The following is a 24906-nucleotide window of genomic DNA, read 5'->3' as shown; positions in this document are numbered from 1 at the left end:
AACATTACGCCTGATGCCCGGTTCTGAAACCGGGTTCGGGCGCGCCGTTTCGATCATTTTCCGGCACCGGCCGCCCGGAGTCCGCATCCGCCCCGCCCCGCCCGGCGCGCAGCGGGGTGTCCAGCACCCTGCGGGAGAGCAGCAGCACCAGCAGGGCGGCGACACCGGACGCACCGGGCACCAGGAAGCCGCCGGACGCGCCGCGCCACTCGATCATCGGGCCCACCACGGCGGTCCCCAGGGCGGCACCGACCCCGAAGGTCGTGACCAGCCAGGAGAACGCCTCGGTCACGGTGCCACGCGGTGCCTGCCGATCGACCACGACGAAGGCGCAGCTCAGCGAGGGTGCCAGGAAGAGGCCGGCCAGGGTGGCCAGTGCCGTCATCGCGGCCGCCCCGGGGACGAGGGCCAGCGGCAGGTATCCGACCGCGAGCAGCGCGATCAGCAGCCGCAGCCGGGGCTCTGGACGGCCGGCCCACTGCTGCGCCCCGTAGGCCAGCCCACCGACCAGCGCGCCGAGCCCGATGCCCGACATCAGCAGGGCGTACACCAGGTCGCCGCCGTTGCGGTCCGCGTAGGCCACCGCGGCCACCGTGATGGAGCCCAGGGCGATGCCGACGAACAGGAAGGAGCCGAGCAGCGCGACCAGACCGGGCGAGCGCAGGGCGCCCAGCCAGTGGGCCTCGCGCGGAGCGCTCCGCCAGGCCCGCGAAGGAGGCGAGACCACCACGGAGAGCGCGCCGAGCACCCCGATCAGGTTGATCACCAGCAGCGCCCCCGCCTCCGACCACAGCGCCACCGTCAGGGTCACCAGCAGCGGCCCCACGGTGAACATGACCTCCTGGGCCACCGAGTCCAGCGCGTAGGCGGTGTGCACCCGGTCCTCGCCCTTGAGGACGCTGGGCCACAGAGCGCGCAGTCCGCCCTCCAGTGGCGGGGTGAAGAGCCCGGCCAGCAGCACCGCCCCGGCGGCGACCGGCAGCGGAGCGATTCCGGTGAGGGCGAACCAGACCATGCCCAGGGCGGAGAGGACCGCGGCGGGCAGCATCACGCGCAGTTGCCCGAACAGGTCGACCGCACGTCCCAGGAGCGGCTGGCCGACTGCGGTCGCCAGCCCGTAGACGGTGGCCAGCACCCCCGCGAGCGTGTAACTGCCGCCCTCAGCCCGCACGAAGAGGACGATGGCGATGTGCCCGGTGGCGTTGGGCAGCCGTCCCACCAGTGTGCCGGCCAGCAGCCGCACCGCGTGCCTCGCCCGCAGCAGTTCCGCGTAGCCCGTCGCCATCCGGCGGCACCTTCCGAAGTTTTACGTATAACGTCGCGGCTCATACGTACCATGTCGGCAATCCACAGGTCCATCCAGCAGCCGGAGCCAGCGCCGTGACCACCACACCCCGCAGGCCCACCAGTCGCGACGTCGCCCGCACCGCCGGGGTCTCGCAGGCCACCGTCTCGCTCGTCCTGCGGGACAAGTGGGCGGGCCGCGTCTCCGCCGCGACCGCCCGAACGGTCCGGGACGCCGCCCGGCAGTTGGGCTACCAACCGAACGTGGCGGCCCGCACCCTGCGCACCGGACTGACCCGGACGGCCCTGCTGGTGGTACCCGCACTCAGCAACGAGTTCTTCGCCCGCGTGCACGCCGGCGCGGCAGCCGCGGCCGCCGAGCACGACTTCGGCGTGGTCCTGTACCCCTCCCCCCAGGGCATCGGCCCGGCCCGCGATCCCTTCGGCTCCGCCCACACCGCCCTGGACGGGGTCATCGCCTCCTCGATGGCCGCTGAAGCGCTCACCGCGCTGCGCGAGGGCGGGCTTCCGCTGGTGATGCTGGACAGCGACCCCGAGCGCACCGACGCGGCCGCCACCGTCAACCTGGACCTGGCCGACGGAATGCGGCAGACGGCCGCGCACCTGCTGGAGCTGGGCCACCGCCGGATCGTCCACCTGGCCGCCGGAATACCCAGTTGGACCTTCGCCCTGCGGGCCGACTCGCTCGCCGCCGAGCTCGCACCCTGCGCGGAGGCACGGCTGGCCCGGGTCGAGGCCACCGAACTCAGCGTCACCGGCGGCCTGGACGCGGCCCTGCGCGCCCTGGCGGCGAAGCCCGGGACGACGGCGCTGGTGTGCGACGACGACCTGCTCGCCGCAGGAGCCTGCAAGGCCGTGCGCAGGCTGGGGCTGCGCGTTCCCGACGACGTCTCCGTGACCGGATTCGACGACCTCGCGCTGGCGCGCGCCACGGACCCCGAGCTCACCACCGTCCGACTACCCGCCGAGGCGATGGGCGAGGCGGGCGTGCGCGCCCTGCTGGCGGTCCTCGACAGGGGCCGGCCGCGGCCGGCCGCCCTTCCCGTGCGGCTGATCGCCCGCGGCTCCTCCGCGGCGGCCCCCACCGGCGCGCGGCCGGCCTGAGCCGCCGACCGCCCCGGTCGACCACCGACCGGCCGGCCGCTGCCGCTCCGGGACCTGTGCCACGGCGCACTCGGGGCATCGGGCCTGTGGGTAAGGGGTACTTCGGCGCCGCGGTCCGACCGAGGACCGCATCCGCGAAACACCCGAGGAACAGGAGACCGTGCCGTGTCGATCCCGGACTGGCCACTGAGTGCGACGATCGGCCTCTTCGGCCTCGCGGCGCTGCTGACGGTGGTGTGCACGGTGCGGTTGGTGTCGCTTGGGGACGCACTGGCCGACCGGACGGGCTGGGGCGAAGCCCTGTTCGGCGCGGTCTTCTTCGGAGCCGCCACCTCGCTCTCCGGAATCGTCATGACCGGCACCAGCGCCGCCGCCGGCCAACCCGAACTCGCCTACAGCAACGCGGTCGGCGGCATCGCCCTGCAGACACTGGCGGTCGTGGCCGCCGACGCCACCTACTGGCGCGCCAACCTGGAGCACGCCGCCGCCTCGGTCCAGAACCTGCTGTTCGGATGCCTGCTCATCGTGCTGCTGAGTGTCGCCCTCCTGGCCGCCTTCAGCCCGCAGGTGACCGTGTTCGGCGTCCACCCCGCCTCGGCGCTGCTGGTCGGCCTCTACCTCGGCGGGCTCCGCCTCGTGCACAAGCAGCACCGGCCGCTGTGGGAAGCCGTCGAGACGCGCGAGACGCGCGTCGACGTGCCGACCGACCACGGGCGGCTGTCCCGGCGCCGGGCGGGGGCGGTGTGGGCGGAGTTCGCCGCCCTCGCCGGTGCCGTGGTGGTGGCCGGCTGGGCGGTCGCCCAGGCCGCGGAGCGGCTGACGGCCCTCACCGGCCTCCAGGCCGGTTTCGTCGGCGGCGTACTGATGGGGGCGGTGAACGCACTGCCGGAGACGGTGACCGCGATAGCCGCCGTGCGCCGCGGCGCCCTCACCCTTGCGGTGGCCGCCATCATCGGCGGGAACTGCCTGGACGCCCTCAACCTCGTCGTCGGCGATGTCGCGTTCCGTGACGGCTCGCTCTTCCACACCGCCGCGAACGACTCGCTGTTCCTCACCGCGTCCGCGCTGCTCATGACGACCGTGCTACTGGGCGGCCTGCTGGTGCGGCAGCGGCGCGGCTGGATGCGGCTCGGGTTCGACGGCTTCCTGCTCCTCGGCGTCTACGCCACGACCGTGCTCACCCTGGCGTTCTGACACACGCCCGGGGGCGGGGAAGGCTTCGCGCCCTCCCCGCCCCCGGGTGAACCGCCGTACCGCGGCGCCGGTCCCGCCGGGTCTACTCCTTCGGCGGGTCGTCCGTGCCGGACTCGGACGACCCGGAGGATTCGGACGGACCGGGGGTGTCCTCGGCGTCCGCGCCGCCGGAGGACGGCGAGTCCTCCAGCAGGCGGGAGAGCTGCCGACCGAGCAGCCGCCGGAACTTGCGCTGCTGGGGGCGGCTGCGGTCAAGCACCGCCACCTCCAACTGCTCGGCGGTGAGTGTGCGCTCCCCGCCGTTGTTGTCCCGGGCCAGGGCTTCCAGCGCGAGCTTCAGCACCTCGCCCAGCGTCATGTCGTCCCGGTGGCGCTCCTCCAGGTAGGTGCCGATCTGGTCGGAGTTGCCGCCGACCGCGACGGAACCGTGCTCGTCCACGATCGAGCCGTCGTGCGGCAGCCGGTAGATCTGGTCGTCCTCGGCCGCGTCGCCGACCTCCGCGACGATCAGCTCCACCTCGTAGGGCTTCTCCCCCACTCCGGAGAAGATGGTGCCGAGCGTCTGGGCGTAGACGTTGGCCAACCCGCGGGCGGTGACGTCGTCCCGGTCGTAGGTGAAGCCCCGGAGATCGGCGTACCGCACGCCGCCGATCCGCAGGTTCTCGAACTCGTTGTACTTGCCGACCGCGGCGAAGGCGATCCGGTCGTAGATCTCGCTTACCTTGTGCAGGGCCCGCGACGGGTTCTCCGCGACGAAGGCGATCCCGTCGGTGTACTGGAGCACGACGACGCTGCGTCCGCGCGCGATGCCCTTGCGGGCGTACTCCGCGCGGTCGGCCATGGCCTGCTGGGGTGAGACATAGAACGGCGTGGACACCGGCTTTCCCGTCCCTTCCTGTGTCTAGAGAACCGGGGCCTGGGGCCCGTTGGGGAGCTGGAGGCGGCCTTCGTGGACGGCGCGGGAGATCTCGGAGACCTCCGTCTCGGTCAGGCGGTGGTAGCCGTCCTCGCCGATCACCGACACCACCGGGTAGATCCGCCGTGCCATGTCGGGGCCGCCGGTCGCGGAGTCGTCGTCGGCGGCGTCGAACAGCGCCTGCACCACGACCGTCGCCGCCTGCTGCCGCGTCAGGTCGTTCCGGTGGAGCTTCTTCATCGAGCCGCGGGCGAAGACCGAGCCGGAGCCCACTGCGGCGAAGCCGTGCTCCTCGGAACGGCCGCCGGTGACGTCGTAGGAGAAGATCCGGCCCTTCCCCCGGACCACGTCGTACCCCGCGAACAGGGGCACCACGGCCAGTCCCTGCATCGCCATGCCCAGGTTGCTGCGGATCATCGTGGACAGGCGGTTCGCCTTGCCCTCCAGCGAGAGCTGCGCGCCCTCCACCTTCTCGAAGTGCTCGAGCTCCAGTTGGAAGAGCTTGACCATCTCCACCGCAAGGCCCGCGGTGCCGGCGATCCCGACCGCGGAGTACTCGTCGGCCGGGAAGACCTTCTCGATGTCGCGCTGGGCGATCATGTTCCCCATCGTGGCGCGACGGTCCCCGGCGAGGATCACCCCGCCGGAGAAGGTCACCCCGACGATGGTGGTGCCGTGCGGGGCCTCGACGGCGCCCTGGACGGGAGGCAGCGGCCGGTTCCCCGGCAACTGCTCGGGCGCGTGCTCGGCCAGGAAATCCATGAACGAGGACGAGCCGGGCGTCAGGAAGGCGGCCGGCAGACGCCCGGTGCTACGAGTGTTGGCTTCCACGCGTTTCCTTCCACGTAGGCGATCTCCCGACGCAGCGCGCCGGTGTCGTTTCTCGATGTGCCCGGCTTCGAACCGAAGTTGCTGCCCGGCACCTCAGGGACCTTACCCGCCACTGCGCCGTGATCCACATGAACGGAGCGAGAGGTCCGGACCGATTGCCGCCGCGGCGCCCGCCGGGGCGGCGCTCGCATGCGCCGCCCCGACTCACGCCGGTGTCCGCGGGGGTTATTCGCCGCCCTTCTGGACGAAGGAACGCACGAAGTCCTCGGCGTTCTCCTCCAGCACGTCGTCGATTTCGTCCAGCACGGAATCGACGTCCTCGGAGAGCTCTTCCTGGCGCTCCTTGAGGTCCTCCGATACCTGTGCTTCCTCGGTCTGCTCCTCGGTCTCCTCTGTGGACCGGGTCGCCTTCTGCTGTCCGCCGCCGGTGTCCTTGGTCGCCATCTACCTCACCCCGCTCGGATTCGAAGTACAAGATCAGACCCTACAAGGAGGGGCTGACATCGGCTCTTCTTTTGCTCCAACGCCCACGGACGGGCCTTCTGATTCCCGACCGGGAAACTTTTCGGACAGGAAAGCCTCAGATCCCCTTTCTCCGCGCTGCGGGCCGGGCCCGGCGGGGCCGTGCTGCGGCCCCACCGGGAGCCCGGAAGCGGTGGACCGGCCCCGGTGACCGGCGACTCAGTCCCCGGAGAGCACCCGGACGAGTTCCTCCGCGGTGCGGCAGCGGTCGAGGAGGCCCTCGACGTGCTCACGGGTGCCGCGCAGCGGTTCCAGGGTGGGCACCCGCTGGAGCGAGTCCCGTCCGGGAAGGTCGAAGATCACCGAGTCCCAGGAGGCTGCCGCGACGTCGTCGGCGTACTGCGCCAGGCACCGGCCGCGGAAGTAGGCCCTGGTGTCCTCGGGCGGACGGGTCCGCGCCCGCCCGACCTCGGACTCGTCCAGCAGGCGACCGATGCGCCCGCGGTCGGCCAGCCGGTTGTAGAGGCCCTTGTCGGGCCGCACATCGGCGTACTGGAGGTCGACCAGGTGCAGACGCGGAGCGTCCCACTGCAGGCCGTCCCGGCGGCGGTACCCCTCCATCAGCTCGTGCTTGGCGACCCAGTCCAGTTCACCTGCCAGGCTCGTCGGGTCCGTCTCCAGCCGGCAGAGCACGTCCTCCCAGCGAACGAGCACGTCGCGCGTCTGCTCGTCGGCGTCCGCGCCCCAGCGTTCGTCGACGTACTTGCGGGCCAGCTCGAAGTACTCCATCTGGAGCTGGACCGCGGTCAGGGTGCGGCCGCTGCGCAGGGTGACGAGTTGACGCAGGTCCGGGTCGTGGCTGACCTGGTGCAGGGTCCGGACCGGCTGGTCCACGGCCAGGTCGACGGCGATGAAACCGTCCTCGATCATGGAGAGCACCAGCGAGGTGGTGCCCAGCTTGAGGTAGGTGGACAGCTCCGAGAGGTTCGCGTCCCCGATGATCACGTGCAGCCGGCGGTACTTCTCCGCGTCGGCGTGCGGCTCGTCCCGGGTGTTGATGATCGGGCGCTTGAGGGTCGTCTCCAGACCGACCTCAACCTCGAAGTAGTCGGCGCGCTGGCTGATCTGGAAGCCGTGCTCGCCGCCGTCCTGCCCGATGCCGACCCGGCCGGCCCCGCAGACCACCTGCCGGGAGACGAAGAAGGGGGTCAGGTGGCGCACGATGTCCGTGAACGGGGTCTCCCGCCTCATCAGGTAGTTCTCGTGCGTGCCGTAGGAGGCGCCCTTGTTGTCGGTGTTGTTCTTGTAGAGGTGGATCGGCTGCGCCCCGGGGACCTCCGCCGCCCGCCGGGCGGCCTCGGCCATGATGCGCTCACCGGCCTTGTCCCAGAGCACCGCGTCCCTCGGGTTGGTGACCTCGGGGGCGCTGTACTCGGGGTGTGCGTGGTCGACGTAGAGCCGGGCGCCGTTGGTGAGGATCACGTTGGCCAGGCCGATGTCCTCGTCGGTCAGCTGGCTGGAGTCGGCGGACTCTCTCGCGAGGTCGAAGCCGCGGGCGTCCCGGAGGGGATTCTCCTCCTCGAAGTCCCACCGCGCACGACGGGCGCGCTGCATCGCCGCCGCGTAGGCGTTCACGATCTGGGACGAGGTGAGCATGGCATTGGCATTGGGGTGACCGGGGACGGAGATGCCGTACTCGGTCTCGATGCCCATTACTCGCCGTACGGTCATGCGGCCCTCCTTGCCCTGCAGCGGCCCGGCATCGGGCCCCTGCTCAAGTCCCGCTGCGCATCCGTCCCGTGTGCGGTGTCCGGCTCCGCACTGCGCCGGTCGGCATCCACGACGAGCCTACGGCGCACCGGGTCGCGGTGGGGAGATCACCGGGACTTCCGACGAAAGGATCGGCTGCGGCCGCCCCGACGGGCGACCGCAGCCGGACGGTGCCTGCCTTACAAGTACTGACCGGTGTTGGCCACCGTGTCGATGGAGCGTCCGGTGTCCGCGCCCTGCTTGCCGGTGACGAGCGTGCGGATGAACACGATCCGCTCGCCCTTCTTGCCGGAGATCCGGGCCCAGTCGTCCGGGTTCGTGGTGTTGGGGAGGTCCTCGTTCTCCTTGAACTCGTCCACGCAGGCGGCGAGCAGGTGCGCCACCCGCAGCCCCTTCTGGTGGTGGTCCAGGAAGTCCTTGATCGCCATCTTCTTGGCCCGGTCCACGATGTTCTGGATCATGGCTCCGGAGTTGAAGTCCTTGAAGTAGAGGACCTCCTTGTCCCCGTTGGCGTAGGTGACCTCCAGGAAGCGGTTCTCCTCCGACTCGGCGTACATCTGCTCGACCACCGACTGGATCATGCCGGCGGCCGCCGCCTCGCGGTTCCCGTTGTTCTCCCCGAGGTCGTCGGTGTGGATCGGGAGGTTGGCCGTGAGGTACTTCGAGAAGATGTCCTTGGCCGCCTCGGCGTCGGGACGCTCGATCTTGATCTTCACGTCCAGCCGGCCGGGCCGCAGGATAGCCGGGTCGATCATGTCCTCACGGTTGGAGGCGCCGATGACGATGACGTTCTCCAGGCCCTCCACGCCGTCGATCTCGGAGAGCAGCTGCGGGACGATGGTGTTCTCCACGTCCGAACTGACCCCGGAGCCGCGGGTGCGGAAGAGGGAGTCCATCTCGTCGAAGAAGACGATGACGGGGGTGCCCTCGCTCGCCTTCTCCCGCGCGCGCTGGAAGACGAGCCGGATGTGCCGCTCGGTCTCGCCGACGTACTTGTTGAGGAGCTCGGGGCCCTTGATATTGAGGAAGAAGCTCTTCCCCGCGGGCTTGCCGGTGACCTCGGCGACCTTCTTGGCGAGCGAGTTCGCGACGGCCTTGGCGATGAGCGTCTTGCCGCAGCCGGGCGGGCCGTAGAGCAGCACGCCCTTCGGCGGCCGTAGCTCGTGCTCCTTGAAGAGGTCCGGGTAGAGGTAGGGGAGCTCGACGGCGTCCCGGATGAGTTCGATCTGGCCACCGAGTCCGCCGATCTTGGCGTAGTCGATGTCCGGGACCTCCTCCAGGACGAGTTCCTCGACCTCGCTCTTCGGGATGACCTCGTAGACGTAGCCGGAACGGGGCTCCAGGAGCAGGGCGTCCCCGGCCCGGATGGTGGTGCTCAGCAGGGGCTCGGCGAGCCGGACCACCCGTTCCTCGTCGGTGTGGCCGATCACCAGGGCCCGCTCACCGTCCTCCAGGACCTCCTTGAGGGTGACGATGTCACCGGCGCGCTCGAACTCCATGGCCTCGACCACGTTGAGCGCCTCGTTGAGCATCAGCTCCTGGCCGCGCCGCAGCTCGTCGAGCTGGACGTCCGGGCTGACGTTCACCCGCAGTTTGCGGCCGCCGGTGAAGATGTCGGCGGTGCCGTCCTCGTTGGCGTGCAGGAAGACACCGAAACCGGCGGGCGGCTGAGCGAGGCGGTCGACCTCCTCCTTGAGCGCGACGATCTGGTCGCGTGCCTCACGGAGAGTGTTGGCCAACCGTTCGTTCTGCGCGGACACGCCGGCCAGGCTGGTCTGCAGCTCGACGATCCGCTCCTCGAGAATCCGAGTGTGCCGCGGAGAGTCGGCGAGCTTGCGGCGCAGGACGGCGATCTCCTGCTCAAGATGGGCAACCTGGCCGGCCGGGTCTTCGGAACCCCGACCAGGCCGGGTGCCGTGGTTCGTGTCGTCGTCGTGGGCTGCCACGGTCCTCACCTCCTCCAGGGGGAGCTGGACGCTTCCTGACCCTACCTGGGCCCGCAACGGTTGAAACCCCTAGATCACAAAGACTGTCGGGGTGTGCTGATCTTCACCCTTGCGCACTCCCTCACCTCAGGGGGATACCCACCCGGCACCGCCGGGAAGCGGCCGGTTGTATCGTCGGGTGGGTCAACACCCTTCGGGGCTGGCTCCAATCGGCTCAGGCAGGCAGGAACGGCAGGCGACATGACCGTGCAGAACGATGCAGCTACCGACGAGCTGGAGGTCTGGATCGACCAGGACCTCTGCACCGGTGACGGCATCTGCGCCCAGTACGCCCCCGAGGTCTTCGAGCTCGACATCGACGGCCTCGCCTACGTGAAGGCCGGGCGGGAGGAGGAGCTGCGCACCGACGCCGGTGCCACCGCGCCCGTCCCTCTGCCGCTGCTCAACGACGTCGTGGACTCGGCCAGGGAGTGCCCGGGCGAGTGCATCCACGTCCGCCGGGCGTCGGACAGCGTGGAGGTGTACGGGCCGGACTCGGACTGAGCCGCGCGGGGCACCGCGCCCCCGGCACACCGCGCGGCCCGGCTCAAGCTCAGACGCCCCGGAGGCCGCCGACCGCCGGCGCCGCGCGCAGTTCGAAGGCGCCGTCCCGCCAGCCCCAGCTCACTTCACGCTCCTGGTCGGGGCAGCAGCGCGGCACGCTCTGCGAGGAGTAGCCGTGCAGCGTGGCCGCGATCCTCCCGTCGCGCACCGCGAACCGCGAGACGCTCATCCGCTCGCCCGGGTCGACCAGGGTCTGCGCTATCCGGGGCGCTCCCCCGCCCGAGGCGGCGGCCAGTATGAACATGCCGCTCGGCGGGGTACCGGAGCCGGTCCGGCAGCGCACGACCGCCACCGTCTCCGGTCGGCCGTCGCGGTCGAAGTCGACCGCGTCCTGCTCGACGACGTCGATCTCCCACGGCCCGCAGTCCACCGGGTACTCGGCCGCGGCCGGGTCGGGGGCTTCGCCGGCCGGGCGGGCCGGGGCGGTCGCGGCCGCCCCGCCCGGATGCAGTAGGGCCGTGGCGCCGCAGACCGCGAGGACGGCCGCGGCGGTGATCAGCCAGTGGGCCGCACCGGGGCGGGTGTGCGCGAGTTCCGGGCCTGCCGAGGGCTGCACGCGGGGTGTCTCCTGTGACTGCCGTGACTGCCGTGCTGAGTGGATGGCCAGCATCGTGCCACAGGCCACACCCGGGGGGAACGCCGGGGACGGGCTTTTCACCGGACGACACAGAACGTCCCCGGCGGCCCCGCGCGGTGCCCCCAGCTACTGGAGGGCACTCCTGCGCGGCCGCCGTGCACCCCCTCCCCCGCCCTCCGGAGCGCGGCGGGCAAAGGAGGGGGCGGGTCAGCGACCCGCCGCGCCCTTGCCGGCCCCCGGACCGGTGTAGTCGTCGCCGTACGCGCCCTTGGAGGGCCGACGGCGGCGCAGCGGCGGCTCGACGCCGTCGGCGAGGCGGCGGGCGGTGAGGAGGAAGCCGGTGTGGCCGATCATGCGGTGGTCGGGCCGTACCGCGAGTCCCTCCACGTGCCAGTTGCGCACCATGGTCTCCCAGGCCGCCGGCTCGTTGAACGTGCCGTGCTCCCGGATCGACTCGACGGTGCGGGCGAGCTGGGTGGTGGTCGCCACGTAGGCGCAGAGGATACCCCCGGGCACCAGGGCCTTCGAGACGCCGTCCAGGCACTCCCAGGGGGCGAGCATGTCCAGGATGACGCGATCGACGTCGGTGTCCGAGAGGTTGTCCTGGAGATCGCCGACCGTGAGCTGCCAGGCCGGGTGCTCGCTGCCGAAGTAGCGCTCCACGTTCGCTCTGGCGATCTCGGCGAAGTCGGCGCGGCGCTCGTAGGAGTGCAGCATGCCGCGGTCGCCGAGGGCACGCAACAGGAAGGTGCTGAGCGAGCCCGACCCGACCCCGGCCTCCACCACCCTCGCGCCGGGGAAGATGTCGGCCATCGCCAGGATCTGGCCGGCGTCCTTGGGGTAGACGACGGCGGCGCCTCGTGGCATGGACAGGACGTAGTCGGGGAGCAGGGGGCGCAGCGCGAGATAGGCGACGTTTCCGGTGGTACGGACGACACTGCCTTCGGGAGCACCGATCAGCTCGTCGTGAGGGAAGGCACCCTTGTGGGTGTGGAAGCTCTTCCCGGCCTCGAGCGTGAAGGTGTAGTGGCGTCCCTTGGGATCGGTGAGCTGGACCTGGTCCCCGACCTGGAAGGGCCCGCGACGGCGGGCGGCACCGGTCGGTTCGGACATGGACGTCACCCTAGTCGAGCGGGGGCCGCGGACCGAATCGGGGATGCCGCGGCGCCGGTCGGCGCCCCGCCGGGGCGAGCGGCGGGTTCAGTCCGCGGGCTTGGCCATCGCGTGGACGAAGGCCCGCTCGACGTCGCCGGTGGAGAGGACCCCGTAGATCTCTCCGGCCTCCTCCACCACCAGGTACTCGGTGGTGGGCTCCGCCTTCAGATGCTCGATCAGCTCCTCACCGGCCAGCTCGGCGGAGATGCGCATGCCCTCGGTGAGGTCGTGGGCAAGGGTACTGACGGCCACCCACGGCCTGCGGTGCTCCGGCACCGAGACGATGCCCGCCTCCCGCACGATGCCAGTCGGGGCGCCCTGCCCGTCGACCAGCACCATCGCCCGTGCTCCGGCCTCGTTGGCGCGGCGCAGCGCCTCGGACAGCGGCGTCTCCCCGGTGACCGGGACGGCCCGCCGGGTGAGGGCGCGGGCCCGCAGCTCGGGGAGCCTGGCCCGCAGCCTGGCCATCCGCAGGCTGTTCCCGGCGCCCGTCCAGATGATCGCGGCCAGGATGGCGGCGAGCAGCGCGTCGGTGAGCGAGTCCACGCTGCCGACGCTCGCACCGTCGGAGAGGCCGCCCGCGTGGGTCGCGAGCGGAAGCCCGATGAGCACCACCACGGCCAGCGCCCGGCCACTCCACGCGGCGGCGACCGTACCCGTCATGGGCTTGCCGCTGAGCTTCCACACGACGGCCCGGAGCATCCGCCCGCCGTCCAGCGGCAGACCGGGCAGCAGATTGAAGGCGGCGACGATGAGGTTGGAGATCATCAGCCCCGCCATCAGCACGCCGGGGACGCTCCGCGGCTCGACGGCGTACATCCCGAGGTAGAACAGCCCGGCCAGGACCAGGGAGAGCAGCGGGCCGACGAAGGCCAGCACGAACTCGCGTCCGGGTGTCTCGGACTCCTTCTCGATCTCCGAGACGCCGCCGAAGAACTGGAGCTGGATTCGGCGCACCGGCAGGCGGAACCGCAGGGCGGCGACGGTGTGGGCCAGTTCGTGCACCAGGACGGAGGCGTAGAAGGCCACCGCGAAGAACAGGGCGATGAGGTAGCGCAGGGGTCCCAGGTCCGGCAGGATGCGATCCAGCTGGCCGCCGAAGACCCAGGTGATGAGCGCGGCGACGAGGAACCAGCTCGGGGCCACATAGACGGGCACACCGAACGGACGGCCCATCAGGATGCCGCCGCCGCTGCCCGGCCGCCGGGACCTGCCGCCGGGTTTGCCGCCCCCGTCCTCGGCGGGCGGCGTGCCGCTGTTGTCCGTGTCTCCCACGGGCTCCCCTTTTTCACTGCTGTGACCGCACCCGCTCCAGCGATCCCCGCGGTCGTGCGGGACTCCGGGATGCTGCCGTCGATGGTATGTGCCCGGATGTCAGTCTCGGGCCTTAGGGTCTTCCTCCATGGGAACCTCGACCGATCGGCCTGCCGCGCCACCGAACTCGCTCTCTCCCTCCCGGGCGGCCGATTTCCAGCAGTGCCCCCTGCTGTACCGCTTCCGCGTGATCGACCGCATCCCGGAGAGGCCCAGTGTCGCCGCGGCCCGCGGCACGGTGGTGCACTCGGTGCTGGAACGGCTGTTCGACGCGCCGGCCGCCGAACGCAGCGTGCCCAGGGCGCGCGGCATGGTGGCGGGCGAGTGGGAGCGCCTGCTGGCCAGGCGCCCGGAGCTCGCGGAGCTTTTCGCCGAGGACACCGCGGACCGCACCGAGCTGGCCGGCTGGCTGGCAGAGGCCGAGTCGCTGGTCGAACGCTGGTTCTCGCTGGAGGACCCGACCCGGCTGGAGCCCGCCGAGCGGGAGTTGTCCGTGGAGACCCGGCTGGACTCGGGACTGATGCTGCGCGGCATCATCGACCGGGTGGACGTCGCACCGACCGGTGACGTGCGCATCGTGGACTACAAGACCGGCAAGGCCCCGCGTCCGGAGTACGCGGATGGGCCGTTGTTCCAGATGAAGTTCTACGCGCTGGTGCTGTGGCGGCTGCGCGGTGCCGTGCCGAGGCGGCTGCAACTGGTCTACCTGGGCAGCGGTGACGTGCTTACCTACGACCCGGACGAGTCGGACCTGGCCGGCGTGGAGCGCAAGCTGCTGGCCCTGTGGGAAGCCATCGAGCGCGCGGTCGAGACGGGCGACTGGCGGCCGAAGCGCAGCCGGCTGTGCGACTGGTGCGACCACCGGCAGCGCTGCCCCGAGTTCGGCGGGACCCCGCCGCCCTACCCGCTGGTGATCCAGCCGCGCCTCCCCCTGGACCACGCCCGGGAGAGCCCGCAGGCGTCCCCTCGCCCCTCCTGAGCCCGGGGCGGGCCGCCGCCGCGCCCACCGGACCGCCGGGGGGCGCGGCGGCGGCTTGCGCCACAATGGGGCCGATCGGTCCCACCCGGGCGTACGAAGGAGTTCCTGTGACGATCCGTGTCCTGCTGGTGGACGACCAGCCCCTGCTGCGCACCGGTTTCCGGATGATCCTGGAGGCCGAGCAGGACATCGCGGTCGTCGGCGAGGCCGGGGACGGCCTGCAGGCGCTGGACCAGGTCCGGGCCCTGCAGCCCGACGTGGTGCTGATGGACATCAGGATGCCGCGGGTGGACGGCGTGGAGTCGACCCGGCGGATCACCGGCCGGGCCAAGGACGGCCCCGCCAAGGTGCTGGTGCTGACGACCTTCGACCTGGACGAGTACGTGGTGGAGGCGCTCCGCGCCGGGGCGAGCGGGTTTCTGCTCAAGGACGCGCCGGCCCAGGAGCTGGTCCAGGCGATCCGGGTGGTCGCGGCGGGCGACGCCATGCTCGCGCCGAGCATCACCCGGCGGCTGCTGGACAAGTACGCGGGGAAGCTGCCGACCGGGGAGGAGCAGGTTCCCGACACGCTGCACACCCTCACCGAACGCGAGGTCGAGGTGCTCAAGCTGGTCGCCCGCGGGCTGTCGAACGCGGAGATCGCGGCCGAGCTGTTCGTCAGCGAGACCACGGTCAAGACCCACGTCGGGCACGTGCTGACGAAACTGGGGCTGCGGGACCGGGTGCAGGCGGCGGTGTACGCCTACGAGAGCGGCCTGGTGCGCCCCGGCGGACAGTGAACCGGCCGACGCCCCCGCACCCCTTTGCCGGGTGCGGAGGCGTCGGCGCGCGCCTGACGGGGTCACTCCAGAGTGGCGCCCCGGCCGAGCTCCCACAGCTGGAGGACGGACGAGGAGTTCAGCGCCCACTCGACGCCGGTGATCTCCTCCTTGGCCACCACGTACTGCTTGCTCTGCCACAGCGGCAGCACCGGGACCTCTTCGGCCACGATGTCCTGGATCTTGATGAAGTCCTCGTTGGCCGCGGTGCGCTCGGTGCGGGTGCGACTGAGCGGCAGCAGGTCGTCGATGATCTCGGAGCTGCGGTAGGGGCTGTTGAGGAAGTTGTTCTCGCCGAAGAACGGCGCGATGAAGTTCTCCGCGTCCGGGAAGTCCGGGAACCAGCCCATGCCGTAGACCTCGTACTTGCGGTCCGTGGCGTTCGGGCGGTAGGTCTGCCAGGGCTCGCCCTTCACCGTGACCTCGAAGAGACCGGACCGGTTGAGCTGGTCGCGGATCATCTCGAACTCGCCCTTGGTGGCCGAGCCGTAGTAGTCCGAGGTGTAGGTGAACTCCAGCTCGACGGGGGTCTGGATGCCCGCGTTCTCCAGCAGTTCCTGGGCCTCGCCCTTGTCGGGCTCGCCGTAGCTGTTGAAGAAGGAGTTCCGGTGGCCGGGGAGGCCGCCGGGGACGATGGAGTAGAGCGGCTCGGCGGTGCGGTCGTAGACGTCCCGCACGAGAGCCTGGCGGTCGACGAGCTGGGCCACCGCCTTCCGCACGGCCTCGTCCTCGACGGCCGGCTTGTCGGTGTTGAAGACCAGGTAGCGGATGCCCTGGCTCGGCAGCCCCTGCACGTTGATGCCGTCGACGCTCTCAAGCTTCCTGACCTGCTCCGGGGCGAGGGTGCGATTGACGACGTCGACCTCGCCCTCCCGTAGAGCGGCCTCCAGCTTGTCGCCGTCCGGGAAGAACCGCATCTCGATCTTCTCGTTGTTGAAGTCCACCTTGCCGCGGTACCCGGCGTTCTTCACGAAGGTCGCCTTCTCCTCCTCGAAGGAGTCCAGCGCGTACGGACCGGAGGCGGCGATCTCGGTGCCCTCGTAGAGCCCGTCAGCGGGGTAGACCTCGTCATCGACGATGGCGACGGCGGGGGTGGCCACCTTGTAGGGGAAGGTGGCGTCCGGCTTCTTGAGGTGGAAGACGACCTCGGTGTCCGACGGGGCCTCGACCCTGTCCAGGTTGCTGAGCAGCGACGCCGGACCGTTGGGGTCGTCGATCGCCACCATCCGCTTGACGGAGAACTCCACGTCCTTGGCGTCCAGCTTGTTGCCGTTGGAGAACGTGAGGTCGTCGCGGACCGTGCACCGGAACTGCTCGTTGTTGGAGTCGGTGAAAGAGCACTGCTCGGCTGCCTCCGGCTCCGGCTCGGTACCGGAGCGGGGCAGCCGCAGCAGCGTCTGGTAGGTGTTTCGGAGCACGTTCCAGGAGGCGACGCTGTACGAGGCCGCCGGGTCGAAGGGGGCCGGGGTCTCCTTGGTCACCTCGAAGTGGTCCGTGGTGCCCACCACGATGGCCTCAGCGTCCGCGGAGGAGTCCTGGTCACCACCACATCCGGCGACGGCGACGGCGAGCACACCCGTGAGAGCGGGCAGCACAAGTGTCTTGCGGTTCATCTTGGTGGTCTCCCTCAACCGGCGCCCGGATGGCTCCTCGAATAAGTGGTGCCGGTAGGCAGACATTAGTAGTTGGGAAAGCCGCACCCCGTACGGGGAGCGATACCAACGAGGTTGCGACCCGATCACAACCAGCCATCGTCCGTTATCCGGACGGAGGCACACAGAGGGCGAGACGCCACCAATCAGGACACTTGACCACCGGAATGGAACGCAGCAGTCCGGGAGGACCACGCCCGGCGGCCACTGTCGAGGCCCGCACCAGTGAGAAAGATCACTGATCGAGAACTCTCCCGGGGCAATGCGATTCGGCCAGTCCGTAAGTCACGGAAAATGAGCACACCGGCGCTCAGAGTTCTCTTCCCATTCCTTCCGGCGTGTTCCGGTGCACCCTCAGTGCGCGGGCGTGATCAGAGAGCGCAGAAATGCCAGATCGACCTGTTCCAGGGACTCCACGACGGTACGGCCGCGACTGCCCTCGATCGGGGTGACCGAGGGCACGGCCACGACCCGGCAACCCGCCTGCTCGGCGGCGGCCACCCCGGTCTGGGTGTCCTCGACCACCGCGCACCGCGCCGGGTCCGCGCCCAGGAGGCGGGCCGCGGTCAGGTAGGGCTCCGGGTGCGGCTTGGTGCGTTCGACCTCGTCCCCGGCCACCGACAGTGCGAAGTTGCGGTGGCCGAGGGAGTGGAGCATCCGGTCGATGATCGTCCGGTGGGAGGCGGAGACCAGCGCCGTCGGCACCCGGTGCCGCCGCAGCTCCGCCAGCAGCCGACGGGCCCCCGGCATCAGGGTGACGCCGCGCTCGATGCGAGCGGCGAAGCCGGCGTTCAGCAGCCCGGTGAGCTCCTCCATCGGCACGTCTGCGCCGGTCACGTCGATCAGGTACGCGGCGCTGCGGCTCATCGGTCCGCCGACCACCACCTCCCGGTGCTCGTCGCCGAGGGTGTGCCCGAGGCGGGCGAAGACCTCCACCTCGGCGTCCCACCAGAACCCCTCGGTGTCCACGAGTGTGCCGTCCATGTCGAGCAGCACGGCTTCCAGTGCCGACCCGTCGGCCGAACGGGGGGCAAGGGCGGGAATCGAGCTCGTCATCCGCTGACACCTCTCGCAGGAGCAGGAAGGCCGGTCGGCCACCGACCCGCGGTGGACGACCGGCCTGTACCGGACAGATCAGTGTACGACCGTCGGCTACCTGGCGTTGAAGTATTTCGCCTCGGGGTGGTGGAGCACGAGGGCGTCGGTGGACTGCTCCGGGTGGAGCTGGAACTCCTCGGACAGCTTCACCCCGATGCGCTCCGGCTGGAGCAACTCGGCGATCTTGGCCCGGTCGGACAGCTCGGGGCAGGCACCGTAGCCGAGCGAGAACCTGGCGCCGCGGTACTTCAGCGCGAACATGTCCTCCATCTCGTTTGGATCCTCACCGGCGAAACCCAGCTCCGCCCGGGTCCGGGCGTGCCAGTACTCGGCCAGGGCCTCGGCGAGCTGGACCGACAGCCCGTGGAGTTCGAGGTAGTCCCGGTAGGCGTCCCGGGCGAAGAGGTCCGCGGTCGCCTCCCCGATGCGGGAGCCCACCGTCACCACCTGGAAGCCGACCACGTCGATCTCGCCACTGCCCTTTGGCCGAAAGTAGTCGGCCAGGCAGAGCCGGCGCCCCCGGCGCTGGCGCGGGAAGGTGAACCGCGTGCGCTCCCGCCCGTCCTCGGTCAGCAGGACGAGGTCGTTGCCCTCCGAGTGGCACGGGAAGTAGCCGTGCACCACGGCCGCCTCCAGCATGTTCTCGGTGTGCAGCCGCTCCAGCCAGCCGCGCAGCCGCGGCAGGCCCTCGCTCTCCACGAGTTCCTCGTAGCCCGGTCCCTCACCGGTGCGGGACTGCTTCAGGCCCCACTGGCCCTTGAAGAGCGCGCCCTCGTCCAACCAGGAGGCGTACTCCTTCAGCTGGATGCCCTTGACGACCCTGGTGCCCCAGAACGGAGGCTCGGGCACCGGGTTGTCGGCCGACACGTCGGAGCGCCGGGTGTCGATCTCCACCGGCTCCTCCGCGACGTTGTCCCGGCGGGCGACGCGGCGCTGCTTCAGCTCGGGGAGCCTGGCACCCGGCACGCCACGCTTGACCCCGATGAGGGCGTCCATCAGGCGCAGGCCCTCGAAGGCGTCCCTGGCGTAGCGGACCTCCCCGTCGTAGATCTCGTGCAGGTCCTGCTCGACGAAGGCGCGGGTCAACGCGGCGCCGCCGAGGATGACGGGATAGTCGGCGGCCATCTCCCGGCTGTTCAGCTCCTGGAGGTTCTCCTTCATGATGACCGTCGACTTCACCAGGAGGCCGGACATCCCGATCACGTCGGCCCGGTGCTCCTTGGCCGCCTCGAGGATCGCGCCGACCGGCTGCTTGATGCCCAGGTTGACGACGGTGTAGCCGTTGTTGGACAGGATGATGTCGACCAGGTTCTTGCCGATGTCGTGCACGTCACCGCGGACGGTGGCCAGCACGATCGTGCCCTTGCCGTCGTCGTCGGTCTTCTCCATGTGCGGTTCCAGGTGGGCCACCGCGGTCTTCATCACCTCGGCGGACTGGAGCACGAAGGGCAGCTGCATCTGCCCCGACCCGAAGAGTTCGCCGACCACCTTCATTCCGGCGAGCAGGGTGTCGTTGACGATCTCCAGCGCCGGCCGCCCGGTCAGTGCCTCGTCCAGGTCGGCCTCCAGGCCGTTGCGTTCGCCGTCGATGATGCGCCGCTCCAGCCGCTCCCCCAGTGGCAGCGCCGCCAGCTCCTGGGCCCGGGTCGCCCGGACGGAGGTGGCGTCCACTCCCTCGAAGAGCTCCAGCAGCCGCTGCAGGGGGTCGTAGCCCTCGCGGCGCCGGTCGTGGATCAGGTCGAGGGCGGCCTCGACCTGCTCGTCCTCCAGTCGGGCGATGGGCATGATCTTCGACGCGTGGACGATCGCCGAGTCCAGCCCGGCCTTGACGCACTCGTCCAGGAACACGCTGTTCAGCACGACCCGGGCGGCCGGGTTGAGGCCGAAGGAGATGTTCGACAGGCCCAGCGTGGTCTGCACCCGCGGGTGGCGGGCCTTCAGCTCCCGGATCGCCCCGATGGTGGCGATGCCGTCCCGACGCGACTCCTCCTGGCCGGTGCAGATGGTGAAGGTGAGGCAGTCGATGAGGATGTCCTCCTCGCGGATGCCCCAGTTGCCGGTGAGGTCGGCGATCAGCCGTTCGGCGACGGCGACCTTGTGCTCGACGGTACGCGCCTGGCCCTCCTCGTCGATGGTGAGCGCGATCAGTGCGGCTCCGTGCTCCGCCGCCAGCCGGGTCACCCTGGCGAAGCGGGAGTCCGGGCCGTCACCGTCCTCGTAGTTGACGGAGTTCAGCACCGCGCGGCCGCCGAGCTTCTCCAGGCCCGCCTCCAGCACGGGGACCTCGGTGGAGTCCAGCACGATCGGCAGGGTGGAGGCGGTGGCGAACCGGCCGGCGATCTCCGTCATGTCCGCGGCACCGTCCCTCCCGACGTAGTCCACGCACACATCCAGCATGTGGGCGCCCTCGCGGATCTGGTCCCGGGCCATCTCGACGCAGTCGTCCCAGCGCTCCTCCAGCATGGCGGTGCGGAACTTCTTGCTGCCGTTGGCGTTGGTGCGCTCGCCGATGGCCAGGTAGGCGGTGTCCTGCCGGAACGCGACCGACTGGTACAGCGAGGCCGCGCCAGGCTCCGGACGGGGGTCCCGGGTGGTCGGGACCGCCCCGTGCACCCGCTCCACGACCTGGCGCAGGTGCTCCGGCGTCGTGCCGCAGCAGCCGCCGATCAGCGAGAGGCCGTAGTCGGCGACGAAGCCCTCCTGGGCGTCGGCGAGCTCCGGCGGCGTCAGGGGGTAGTGCGCGCCGTCCTTGCCGAGGACCGGCAGGCCCGCGTTCGGCATGCACAGCAGCGGCACCCGGCTGTGCCGCGCCAGATAGCGCAGGTGCTCGCTCATCTCGGCCGGGCCGGTGGCGCAGTTCATCCCCATCATGTCGATGCCCAGCGGCTCCAGCGCCGTCAGCGCCGCCCCGATCTCCGAGCCGAGCAGCATCGTGCCGGTGGTCTCCACCGTGACCGAGACGATCAGCGGCAGGTCCGTGCCGGGGCCCGCCGCGGCGAGGGCCCGGCGGGCGCCGATCGCCGCCGCCTTCGTCTGCAGAAGGTCCTGGGTGGTCTCCACCAGCAGCGCGTCCGCGCCGCCGGCGATCAGGCCCTCCGCGTTCGCCTGATAGGCGTCGCGGAGCACCGCGTAGGGGGCGTGGCCCAGGGTGGGGAGCTTGGTGCCCGGCCCCATCGATCCGAGGACCCAGCGGGGGCGGCCGTCGCCCGCGGTGAATCCGTCCGCTACCTCGCGGGCGAGCGCGGCGCCGGACTCGGACAGCTCGTGGACCCGCTCGGGGATGTCGTACTCGGAGAGGGCCGCGTGGTTCGCGCCGAACGTGTTGGTCTCCACGCAGTCCACGCCGACGGCGAAGTACGCCTCGTGCACGGAGCGCACGATGTCGGGCCGGGTGATGTTGAGGATCTCGTTGCAGCCCTCCAACTGCTGGAAGTCCTCCATCGACGGGTTCTGGTCCTGGAGCATCGTTCCCATCGCGCCGTCCGCCACCACCACCCGGGAGGCCAGGGCCCCGCGCAGCGAGCGGTCGGGGACGTCCGGGGTGCCGGGGGTGTGGTTCGGCGGGACCGGTGAGGACATGAAAGTGCTCCCTGTGGTGCGACGGCTGTCGGCTTTGCGCCCTGGGTGGGGACGGACGCACGCACCCAGACTATCGGCAGGCCCGCTCCCGCCCAGAGGGCGTTTCGCTGCGTGGACGGTCGTAGACCCGGCGCGATTGACAAGCAATCGGCATCATCCGATAGCGTTCGACATTGCCGACCAAGGGGGACCGGCATCGTCGCCTCGTGCCGCGCGGCGCCGCCCGGGAAGCCGCACGGGAGCGTCGGCCTCGCCAGAAGAGAGGTTGTCCGATGGCCCGGAGCATCCAGTCACTGGAGCGGGCAGCCGCGGTGCTGCGGCTCCTCGCGGGCGGGGAGCGGCGTCTGGGGCTCTCCGACATCGCCTCCACCCTCGGCCTGGCCAAGGGCACCGCGCACGGCCTGCTGCGCACCCTCCAGCAGGAGGGGTTCGTCGAGCAGGAGGACGCGTCCGGGCGCTACCAGCTCGGGGCGGAGCTGCTCCGGCTCGGCAACAGCTATCTGGACGTGCACGAGCTGCGGGCGCGAGCGCTGGTCTGGTCGGACGACCTGGCCCGCTCCAGCGGGGAGGCGGTCTACCTCGGCGTCCTGCACCAGCAGGGCGTCCTGGTGGTGCACCACGTCTTCCGGCCCGACGACAGCCGGCAGGTGCTGGAGATCGGTGCCATGCAGCCGCTGCACAGCACCGCACTGGGCAAGGTACTGGCCGCCTACGACCCGGTCGCGCACAGCGAACTCATGGACACCGAGCTGCGGGCGCACACCGAGCGCACGGTGTCCGTCCCGGCGGAGCTGGAGGAGTGCCTCGACCTGACGCGCGCCCGCGGCTGGGCCTCCGACCTGGAGGAGACCTGGGAGGGCGTGGCCTCGCTGGCGGCCCCCATCCACGACCGGCGCCGGCTGCCGGTCGGCGCGGTGGGCATCACCGGCGCGGTGGAACGGCTGTGCGACGGCGACGGGATACGCCAGGAACTGATCGCCTCGGTGCGGGCCTGCGCCCGCTCCGTCTCCCGCGACCTGGGAGCCAGCCGCTTCTAGCGATCCGCCGCACGGTCCGGCACAGAAGCCACGATTGGGACACGTTCCGTTTCCCTGGTGCCCGCCTCTTGACGCCACTGACCAGGAGGAGAAAACTGCCGTGCGGCGGTCGACATTGTCGAACACCGGACGGGACCCGGCCCGCCACCCCCTGTGAACAAAGGAGTCGCGGGTGTCCAGCTCCGACATTTTCTTCGGCGAGGTCATCGGCACCGCCGTCCTCATCCTGCTCGGCGGCGGTGTCTGCGCCGCCGTCACCTTCAAGAACTCGAAGGCGTACAACGCCGGCTGGGTGGCCATCTCGTTCGGGTGGGGCATGGCGGTGCTCAGCGGCGCGTACATCGCCGCCGGCGTCTCCGGCGCCCACCTGAACCCGGCGGTCACGCTGGGCCTCGCCATCCAGGGCGGCACGGAGTGGAGCGACGTCCCGCTCTACCTCTTCTCGGAGACGCTCGGCGCGATGATCGGTGCCGCGCTGGTGTGGATCGCCTACTACGGGCAGTTCCAGGCGCATCTGACCGACCCGGAGGTCGTCGGGACCCCGGAGCGCGAGGACGGGACGTCGGCCGACCCGCGGAGCGCGGGCCCCGGACCGGTGCTGGGCATCTTCTCCACCGGCCCCGAGATCCGGAAGTCCTGGCAGAACCTGGCCACCGAGGTCATCGCCACAGTGGTCCTGGTGCTGGCGATCCTCACCCAGGGGCTGAATCAGGAGGGCAACGGCCTGGGACCGCTCGGCGTGCTCGTCACGGCACTGGTGGTGCTCGGTATCGGCCTCTCGCTCGGCGGCCCGACCGGCTACGCCATCAACCCGGCGCGCGACCTCGGTCCGCGCATGGTGCACGCGCTGCTCCCGCTGCCCAACAAGGGCAGCTCGGACTGGGCCTACGCCTGGGTCCCGGTCGCCGGCCCCCTGCTCGGCGGCGCGATAGCCGGCGGCATCTACCAGCTCGCCTTCGCCTGAGGTCTCCCACCCACCACGCTTACGGAGCAGACGACATGACCGACAACGCTTCCGCCCCCGCCACCGCCGAGACCGGCACGACCGCGCCGCACCCCGGCTACATCGCCGCCATCGACCAGGGCACCACCTCCAGCCGCTGCATCGTCTTCGACACCGACGGCCGTATCGTCGCGGTGGAGCAGAAAGAGCACGAGCAGATCTTTCCCAGGCCGGGCTGGGTCGAGCACGACGCCACGGAGATCTGGAACAACGTCCAGGAGGTCGTGGACGGCGCCTTCCGCAAGGCGGAGATCAGCCGTGACGAGGTCAAGGCGATCGGGATCACCAACCAGCGCGAGACCACCCTGCTCTGGGACAGGGCCACCGGCGAGCCGGTGCACAACGCGCTCGTCTGGCAGGACACCCGCACGGATGCACTGTGCAAGGAACTCGGCCGCAACGTCGGGCAGGACCGCTTCCGCAGGGAGACCGGCCTCCCGCTGGCGGCCTACTTCGCCGGTCCGAAGATCCGCTGGCTGCTGGACAACGTCGAGGGGCTGCGCGAGCGCGCCGAGCGCGGCGAGATCCTCTTCGGAACCATGGACTCCTGGGTGATCTGGAACCTCACCGGCGGAACCGACGGCGGTGTGCACGTCACGGACGTCACCAACGCCTCCCGGACCATGCTGATGAACCTGCACACCATGAGCTGGGACGAGAAGATCTGCCAGTCGATGCAGATCCCGACGGCCGTGCTGCCGGAGATCCGCTCCTCCGCCGAGGTGTACGGACTGGCCAAGGGCGGGGCGCTGGACGGCGTTCCGGTGGCCTCCGCGCTGGGCGACCAGCAGGCCGCCCTCTTCGGCCAGACCTGCTACGCACCCGGCGAGGGCAAGTCCACCTACGGCACCGGCACCTTCCTGCTGATGAACACCGGCCACCAGCCGATCAACTCGTACAACGGCCTGCTCACCACCGTGGGCTACCGGATCGGCGACCAGGAGCCGGTGTACGCCCTGGAGGGCTCGATCGCCGTGACCGGGTCGCTGGTCCAGTGGATGCGCGACCAGATGGGCCTGATCAGCACCGCCGCGGAGATCGAGACGCTCGCCAGCACGGTCGAGGACAACGGCGGCGCCTACTTCGTGCCGGCCTTCTCCGGACTGTTCGCCCCCTACTGGCGCTCCGACGCCCGGGGCGTCATCGCCGGACTGACCCGGTACGTCACCAAGGCGCACCTGGCCAGGGCGGTGCTGGAGGCCACCGCCTGGCAGACCCGCGAGATCGTCGACGCGATGGCCAAGGACTCCGGCGTGGACCTCACCGCGCTGCGCGTCGACGGTGGCATGACCTCCAACAACCTGCTGATGCAGACCATCTCGGACTTCGTGGACGCCCCCGTGGTGCGCCCGATGGTCGCCGAGACGACCTGCCTCGGCGCCGCCTACGCCGCCGGCCTCGCCGTCGGCTTCTGGCCCGACACCGACGCCCTGCGCGCCAACTGGCGCCGGGCGGCCGAATGGACCCCCCGCATGGACGCGGAGGCCCGCGACCGTGAGTACAAGAGCTGGCTCAAGGCCGTCGAGCGGACCATGGGCTGGATCGAAGAGGAGAACTGATCGC

General features: G+C 70.7%; 20 protein-coding genes. 8 read left to right on the top strand and 12 right to left on the bottom strand.

Annotated features, from left to right (window positions below):
* Positions 1-4: 4 nt before the first annotated feature.
* Positions 5-1285, bottom strand: coding sequence for an MFS transporter (locus H300_RS0122110; RefSeq protein WP_028429120.1), 1281 nt, complete (start codon positions 1283-1285; stop codon positions 5-7).
* Positions 1286-1380: 95 nt separating this feature from the next.
* Here H300_RS0122110 and H300_RS0122105 point away from each other — a divergent pair, with 95 nt between their 5' ends.
* Together H300_RS0122105 and H300_RS0122100 are read left to right on the top strand one after the other, a co-directional pair.
* Entirely contained in the window at positions 1381-2409 is a 1029-nt protein-coding gene (locus H300_RS0122105) for a LacI family DNA-binding transcriptional regulator (protein ID WP_028429119.1), read from the top strand.
* A 171-nt stretch (positions 2410-2580) separates the two neighbouring features.
* On the top strand, positions 2581-3603 hold the full coding sequence (locus H300_RS0122100; protein WP_486584022.1) for a sodium:calcium antiporter: 1023 nt from the start codon (positions 2581-2583) through the stop codon (positions 3601-3603).
* Between the two features lie 82 nt (positions 3604-3685).
* Here the strand turns inward: H300_RS0122100 and prcA are convergent, their stop codons facing one another.
* From prcA to arc, 5 genes are all read right to left on the bottom strand, one after another.
* Positions 3686-4480: a proteasome subunit alpha gene (gene prcA, locus H300_RS0122095; protein ID WP_028429117.1), complete on the bottom strand. Its 795-nt coding sequence runs from the start codon at positions 4478-4480 to the stop codon at positions 3686-3688.
* Positions 4481-4504: 24 nt separating this feature from the next.
* Positions 4505-5350, bottom strand: a complete 846-nt coding sequence (prcB, locus tag H300_RS0122090; RefSeq protein ID WP_028429116.1) for a proteasome subunit beta — start codon at positions 5348-5350, stop codon at positions 4505-4507.
* A 225-nt stretch (positions 5351-5575) separates the two neighbouring features.
* Complete coding sequence (locus H300_RS0122085) at positions 5576-5794, bottom strand: ubiquitin-like protein Pup (protein ID WP_028429115.1); 219 nt, start codon at positions 5792-5794, stop codon at positions 5576-5578.
* A 237-nt stretch (positions 5795-6031) separates the two neighbouring features.
* Positions 6032-7543, bottom strand: a complete 1512-nt coding sequence (gene dop, locus H300_RS0122080; protein WP_028429114.1) for a depupylase/deamidase Dop — start codon at positions 7541-7543, stop codon at positions 6032-6034.
* 218 nt (positions 7544-7761) lie between these two features.
* Positions 7762-9528, bottom strand: coding sequence for a proteasome ATPase (arc, locus tag H300_RS0122075; protein ID WP_028429113.1), 1767 nt, complete (start codon positions 9526-9528; stop codon positions 7762-7764).
* A gap of 240 nt (positions 9529-9768) precedes the next feature.
* Here arc and H300_RS0122070 point away from each other — a divergent pair, with 240 nt between their 5' ends.
* A complete protein-coding gene (locus H300_RS0122070) occupies positions 9769-10071 on the top strand; it encodes a ferredoxin (RefSeq protein ID WP_028429112.1) in 303 nt (100 codons plus the stop codon).
* 49 nt (positions 10072-10120) lie between these two features.
* Here H300_RS0122070 and H300_RS0122065 read toward each other — a convergent pair whose 3' ends face one another.
* From H300_RS0122065 to H300_RS0122055, 3 genes are all read right to left on the bottom strand, one after another.
* A complete protein-coding gene (locus tag H300_RS0122065) occupies positions 10121-10687 on the bottom strand; it encodes a hypothetical protein (RefSeq protein WP_028429111.1) in 567 nt (188 codons plus the stop codon).
* Positions 10688-10915: 228 nt separating this feature from the next.
* A complete protein-coding gene (locus tag H300_RS0122060) occupies positions 10916-11821 on the bottom strand; it encodes a tRNA (adenine-N1)-methyltransferase (protein ID WP_028429110.1) in 906 nt (301 codons plus the stop codon).
* An 87-nt stretch (positions 11822-11908) separates the two neighbouring features.
* Entirely contained in the window at positions 11909-13138 is a 1230-nt protein-coding gene (locus H300_RS0122055) for a site-2 protease family protein (protein ID WP_028429109.1), read from the bottom strand.
* Positions 13139-13265: 127 nt separating this feature from the next.
* Between H300_RS0122055 and H300_RS28660 the strand changes: the two genes are divergently transcribed.
* Together H300_RS28660 and H300_RS0122045 are read left to right on the top strand one after the other, a co-directional pair.
* Positions 13266-14156: a RecB family exonuclease gene (locus H300_RS28660; RefSeq protein WP_051270284.1), complete on the top strand. Its 891-nt coding sequence runs from the start codon at positions 13266-13268 to the stop codon at positions 14154-14156.
* Between the two features lie 107 nt (positions 14157-14263).
* Positions 14264-14935: a response regulator transcription factor gene (locus tag H300_RS0122045; protein WP_028429108.1), complete on the top strand. Its 672-nt coding sequence runs from the start codon at positions 14264-14266 to the stop codon at positions 14933-14935.
* Between the two features lie 62 nt (positions 14936-14997).
* Here the strand turns inward: H300_RS0122045 and H300_RS0122040 are convergent, their stop codons facing one another.
* The 3 genes from H300_RS0122040 to metH all read right to left on the bottom strand — a co-directional run bounded on the left by H300_RS0122040 (position 14998) and on the right by metH (position 21303).
* On the bottom strand, positions 14998-16587 hold the full coding sequence (locus tag H300_RS0122040) for an ABC transporter substrate-binding protein (protein ID WP_028429107.1): 1590 nt from the start codon (positions 16585-16587) through the stop codon (positions 14998-15000).
* A gap of 393 nt (positions 16588-16980) precedes the next feature.
* Positions 16981-17682: an HAD family hydrolase gene (locus H300_RS0122035; RefSeq protein ID WP_028429106.1), complete on the bottom strand. Its 702-nt coding sequence runs from the start codon at positions 17680-17682 to the stop codon at positions 16981-16983.
* A gap of 96 nt (positions 17683-17778) precedes the next feature.
* Positions 17779-21303, bottom strand: a complete 3525-nt coding sequence (gene metH / locus H300_RS0122030) for a methionine synthase (protein ID WP_028429105.1) — start codon at positions 21301-21303, stop codon at positions 17779-17781.
* A 272-nt stretch (positions 21304-21575) separates the two neighbouring features.
* On the opposite strand from metH, the gene H300_RS0122025 reads away from it, so the two are divergent.
* The 3 genes from H300_RS0122025 to glpK all read left to right on the top strand — a co-directional run bounded on the left by H300_RS0122025 (position 21576) and on the right by glpK (position 24902).
* Complete coding sequence (locus H300_RS0122025; protein ID WP_028429104.1) at positions 21576-22340, top strand: IclR family transcriptional regulator; 765 nt, start codon at positions 21576-21578, stop codon at positions 22338-22340.
* A 172-nt stretch (positions 22341-22512) separates the two neighbouring features.
* The gene (locus H300_RS0122020; protein ID WP_028429103.1) at positions 22513-23304 is read left to right on the top strand and encodes an MIP/aquaporin family protein; all 792 of its coding nucleotides are present in this window, start codon (positions 22513-22515) and stop codon (positions 23302-23304) included.
* 35 nt (positions 23305-23339) lie between these two features.
* Positions 23340-24902 carry a glycerol kinase GlpK gene (gene glpK / locus H300_RS0122015; RefSeq protein WP_028429102.1) on the top strand — a complete coding sequence of 521 codons (1563 nt, stop codon included), beginning with the start codon at positions 23340-23342 and terminating at the stop codon, positions 24900-24902.
* Positions 24903-24906 lie beyond the last annotated feature (4 nt).

It is taken from the genome of Streptomyces sp. TAA040 (genome assembly GCF_000424845.1).
This window is presented reverse-complemented; position numbering and strand designations above follow the sequence as displayed.

Bases quoted from the DNA above. Each gene is read 5' to 3' on its own strand.
- H300_RS0122025 (WP_028429104.1), top strand. From the start codon at position 21,576: ATGGCCCGGAGCATCCAGTCACTGGAGCGGGCAGCCGCGGTGCTGCGG.
- H300_RS0122035 (WP_028429106.1), bottom strand. From the start codon at position 17,682: ATGACGAGCTCGATTCCCGCCCTTGCCCCCCGTTCGGCCGACGGGTCG.
- metH (WP_028429105.1), bottom strand. From the start codon at position 21,303: ATGTCCTCACCGGTCCCGCCGAACCACACCCCCGGCACCCCGGACGTC.
- H300_RS0122060 (WP_028429110.1), bottom strand. From the start codon at position 11,821: ATGTCCGAACCGACCGGTGCCGCCCGCCGTCGCGGGCCCTTCCAGGTC.
- H300_RS0122110 (WP_028429120.1), bottom strand. From the start codon at position 1,285: ATGGCGACGGGCTACGCGGAACTGCTGCGGGCGAGGCACGCGGTGCGG.
- H300_RS0122070 (WP_028429112.1), top strand. From the start codon at position 9,769: ATGACCGTGCAGAACGATGCAGCTACCGACGAGCTGGAGGTCTGGATC.
- H300_RS28660 (WP_051270284.1), top strand. From the start codon at position 13,266: ATGGGAACCTCGACCGATCGGCCTGCCGCGCCACCGAACTCGCTCTCT.
- H300_RS0122085 (WP_028429115.1), bottom strand. From the start codon at position 5,794: ATGGCGACCAAGGACACCGGCGGCGGACAGCAGAAGGCGACCCGGTCC.
- glpK (WP_028429102.1), top strand. From the start codon at position 23,340: ATGACCGACAACGCTTCCGCCCCCGCCACCGCCGAGACCGGCACGACC.
- H300_RS0122040 (WP_028429107.1), bottom strand. From the start codon at position 16,587: ATGAACCGCAAGACACTTGTGCTGCCCGCTCTCACGGGTGTGCTCGCC.
- dop (WP_028429114.1), bottom strand. From the start codon at position 7,543: ATGACCGTACGGCGAGTAATGGGCATCGAGACCGAGTACGGCATCTCC.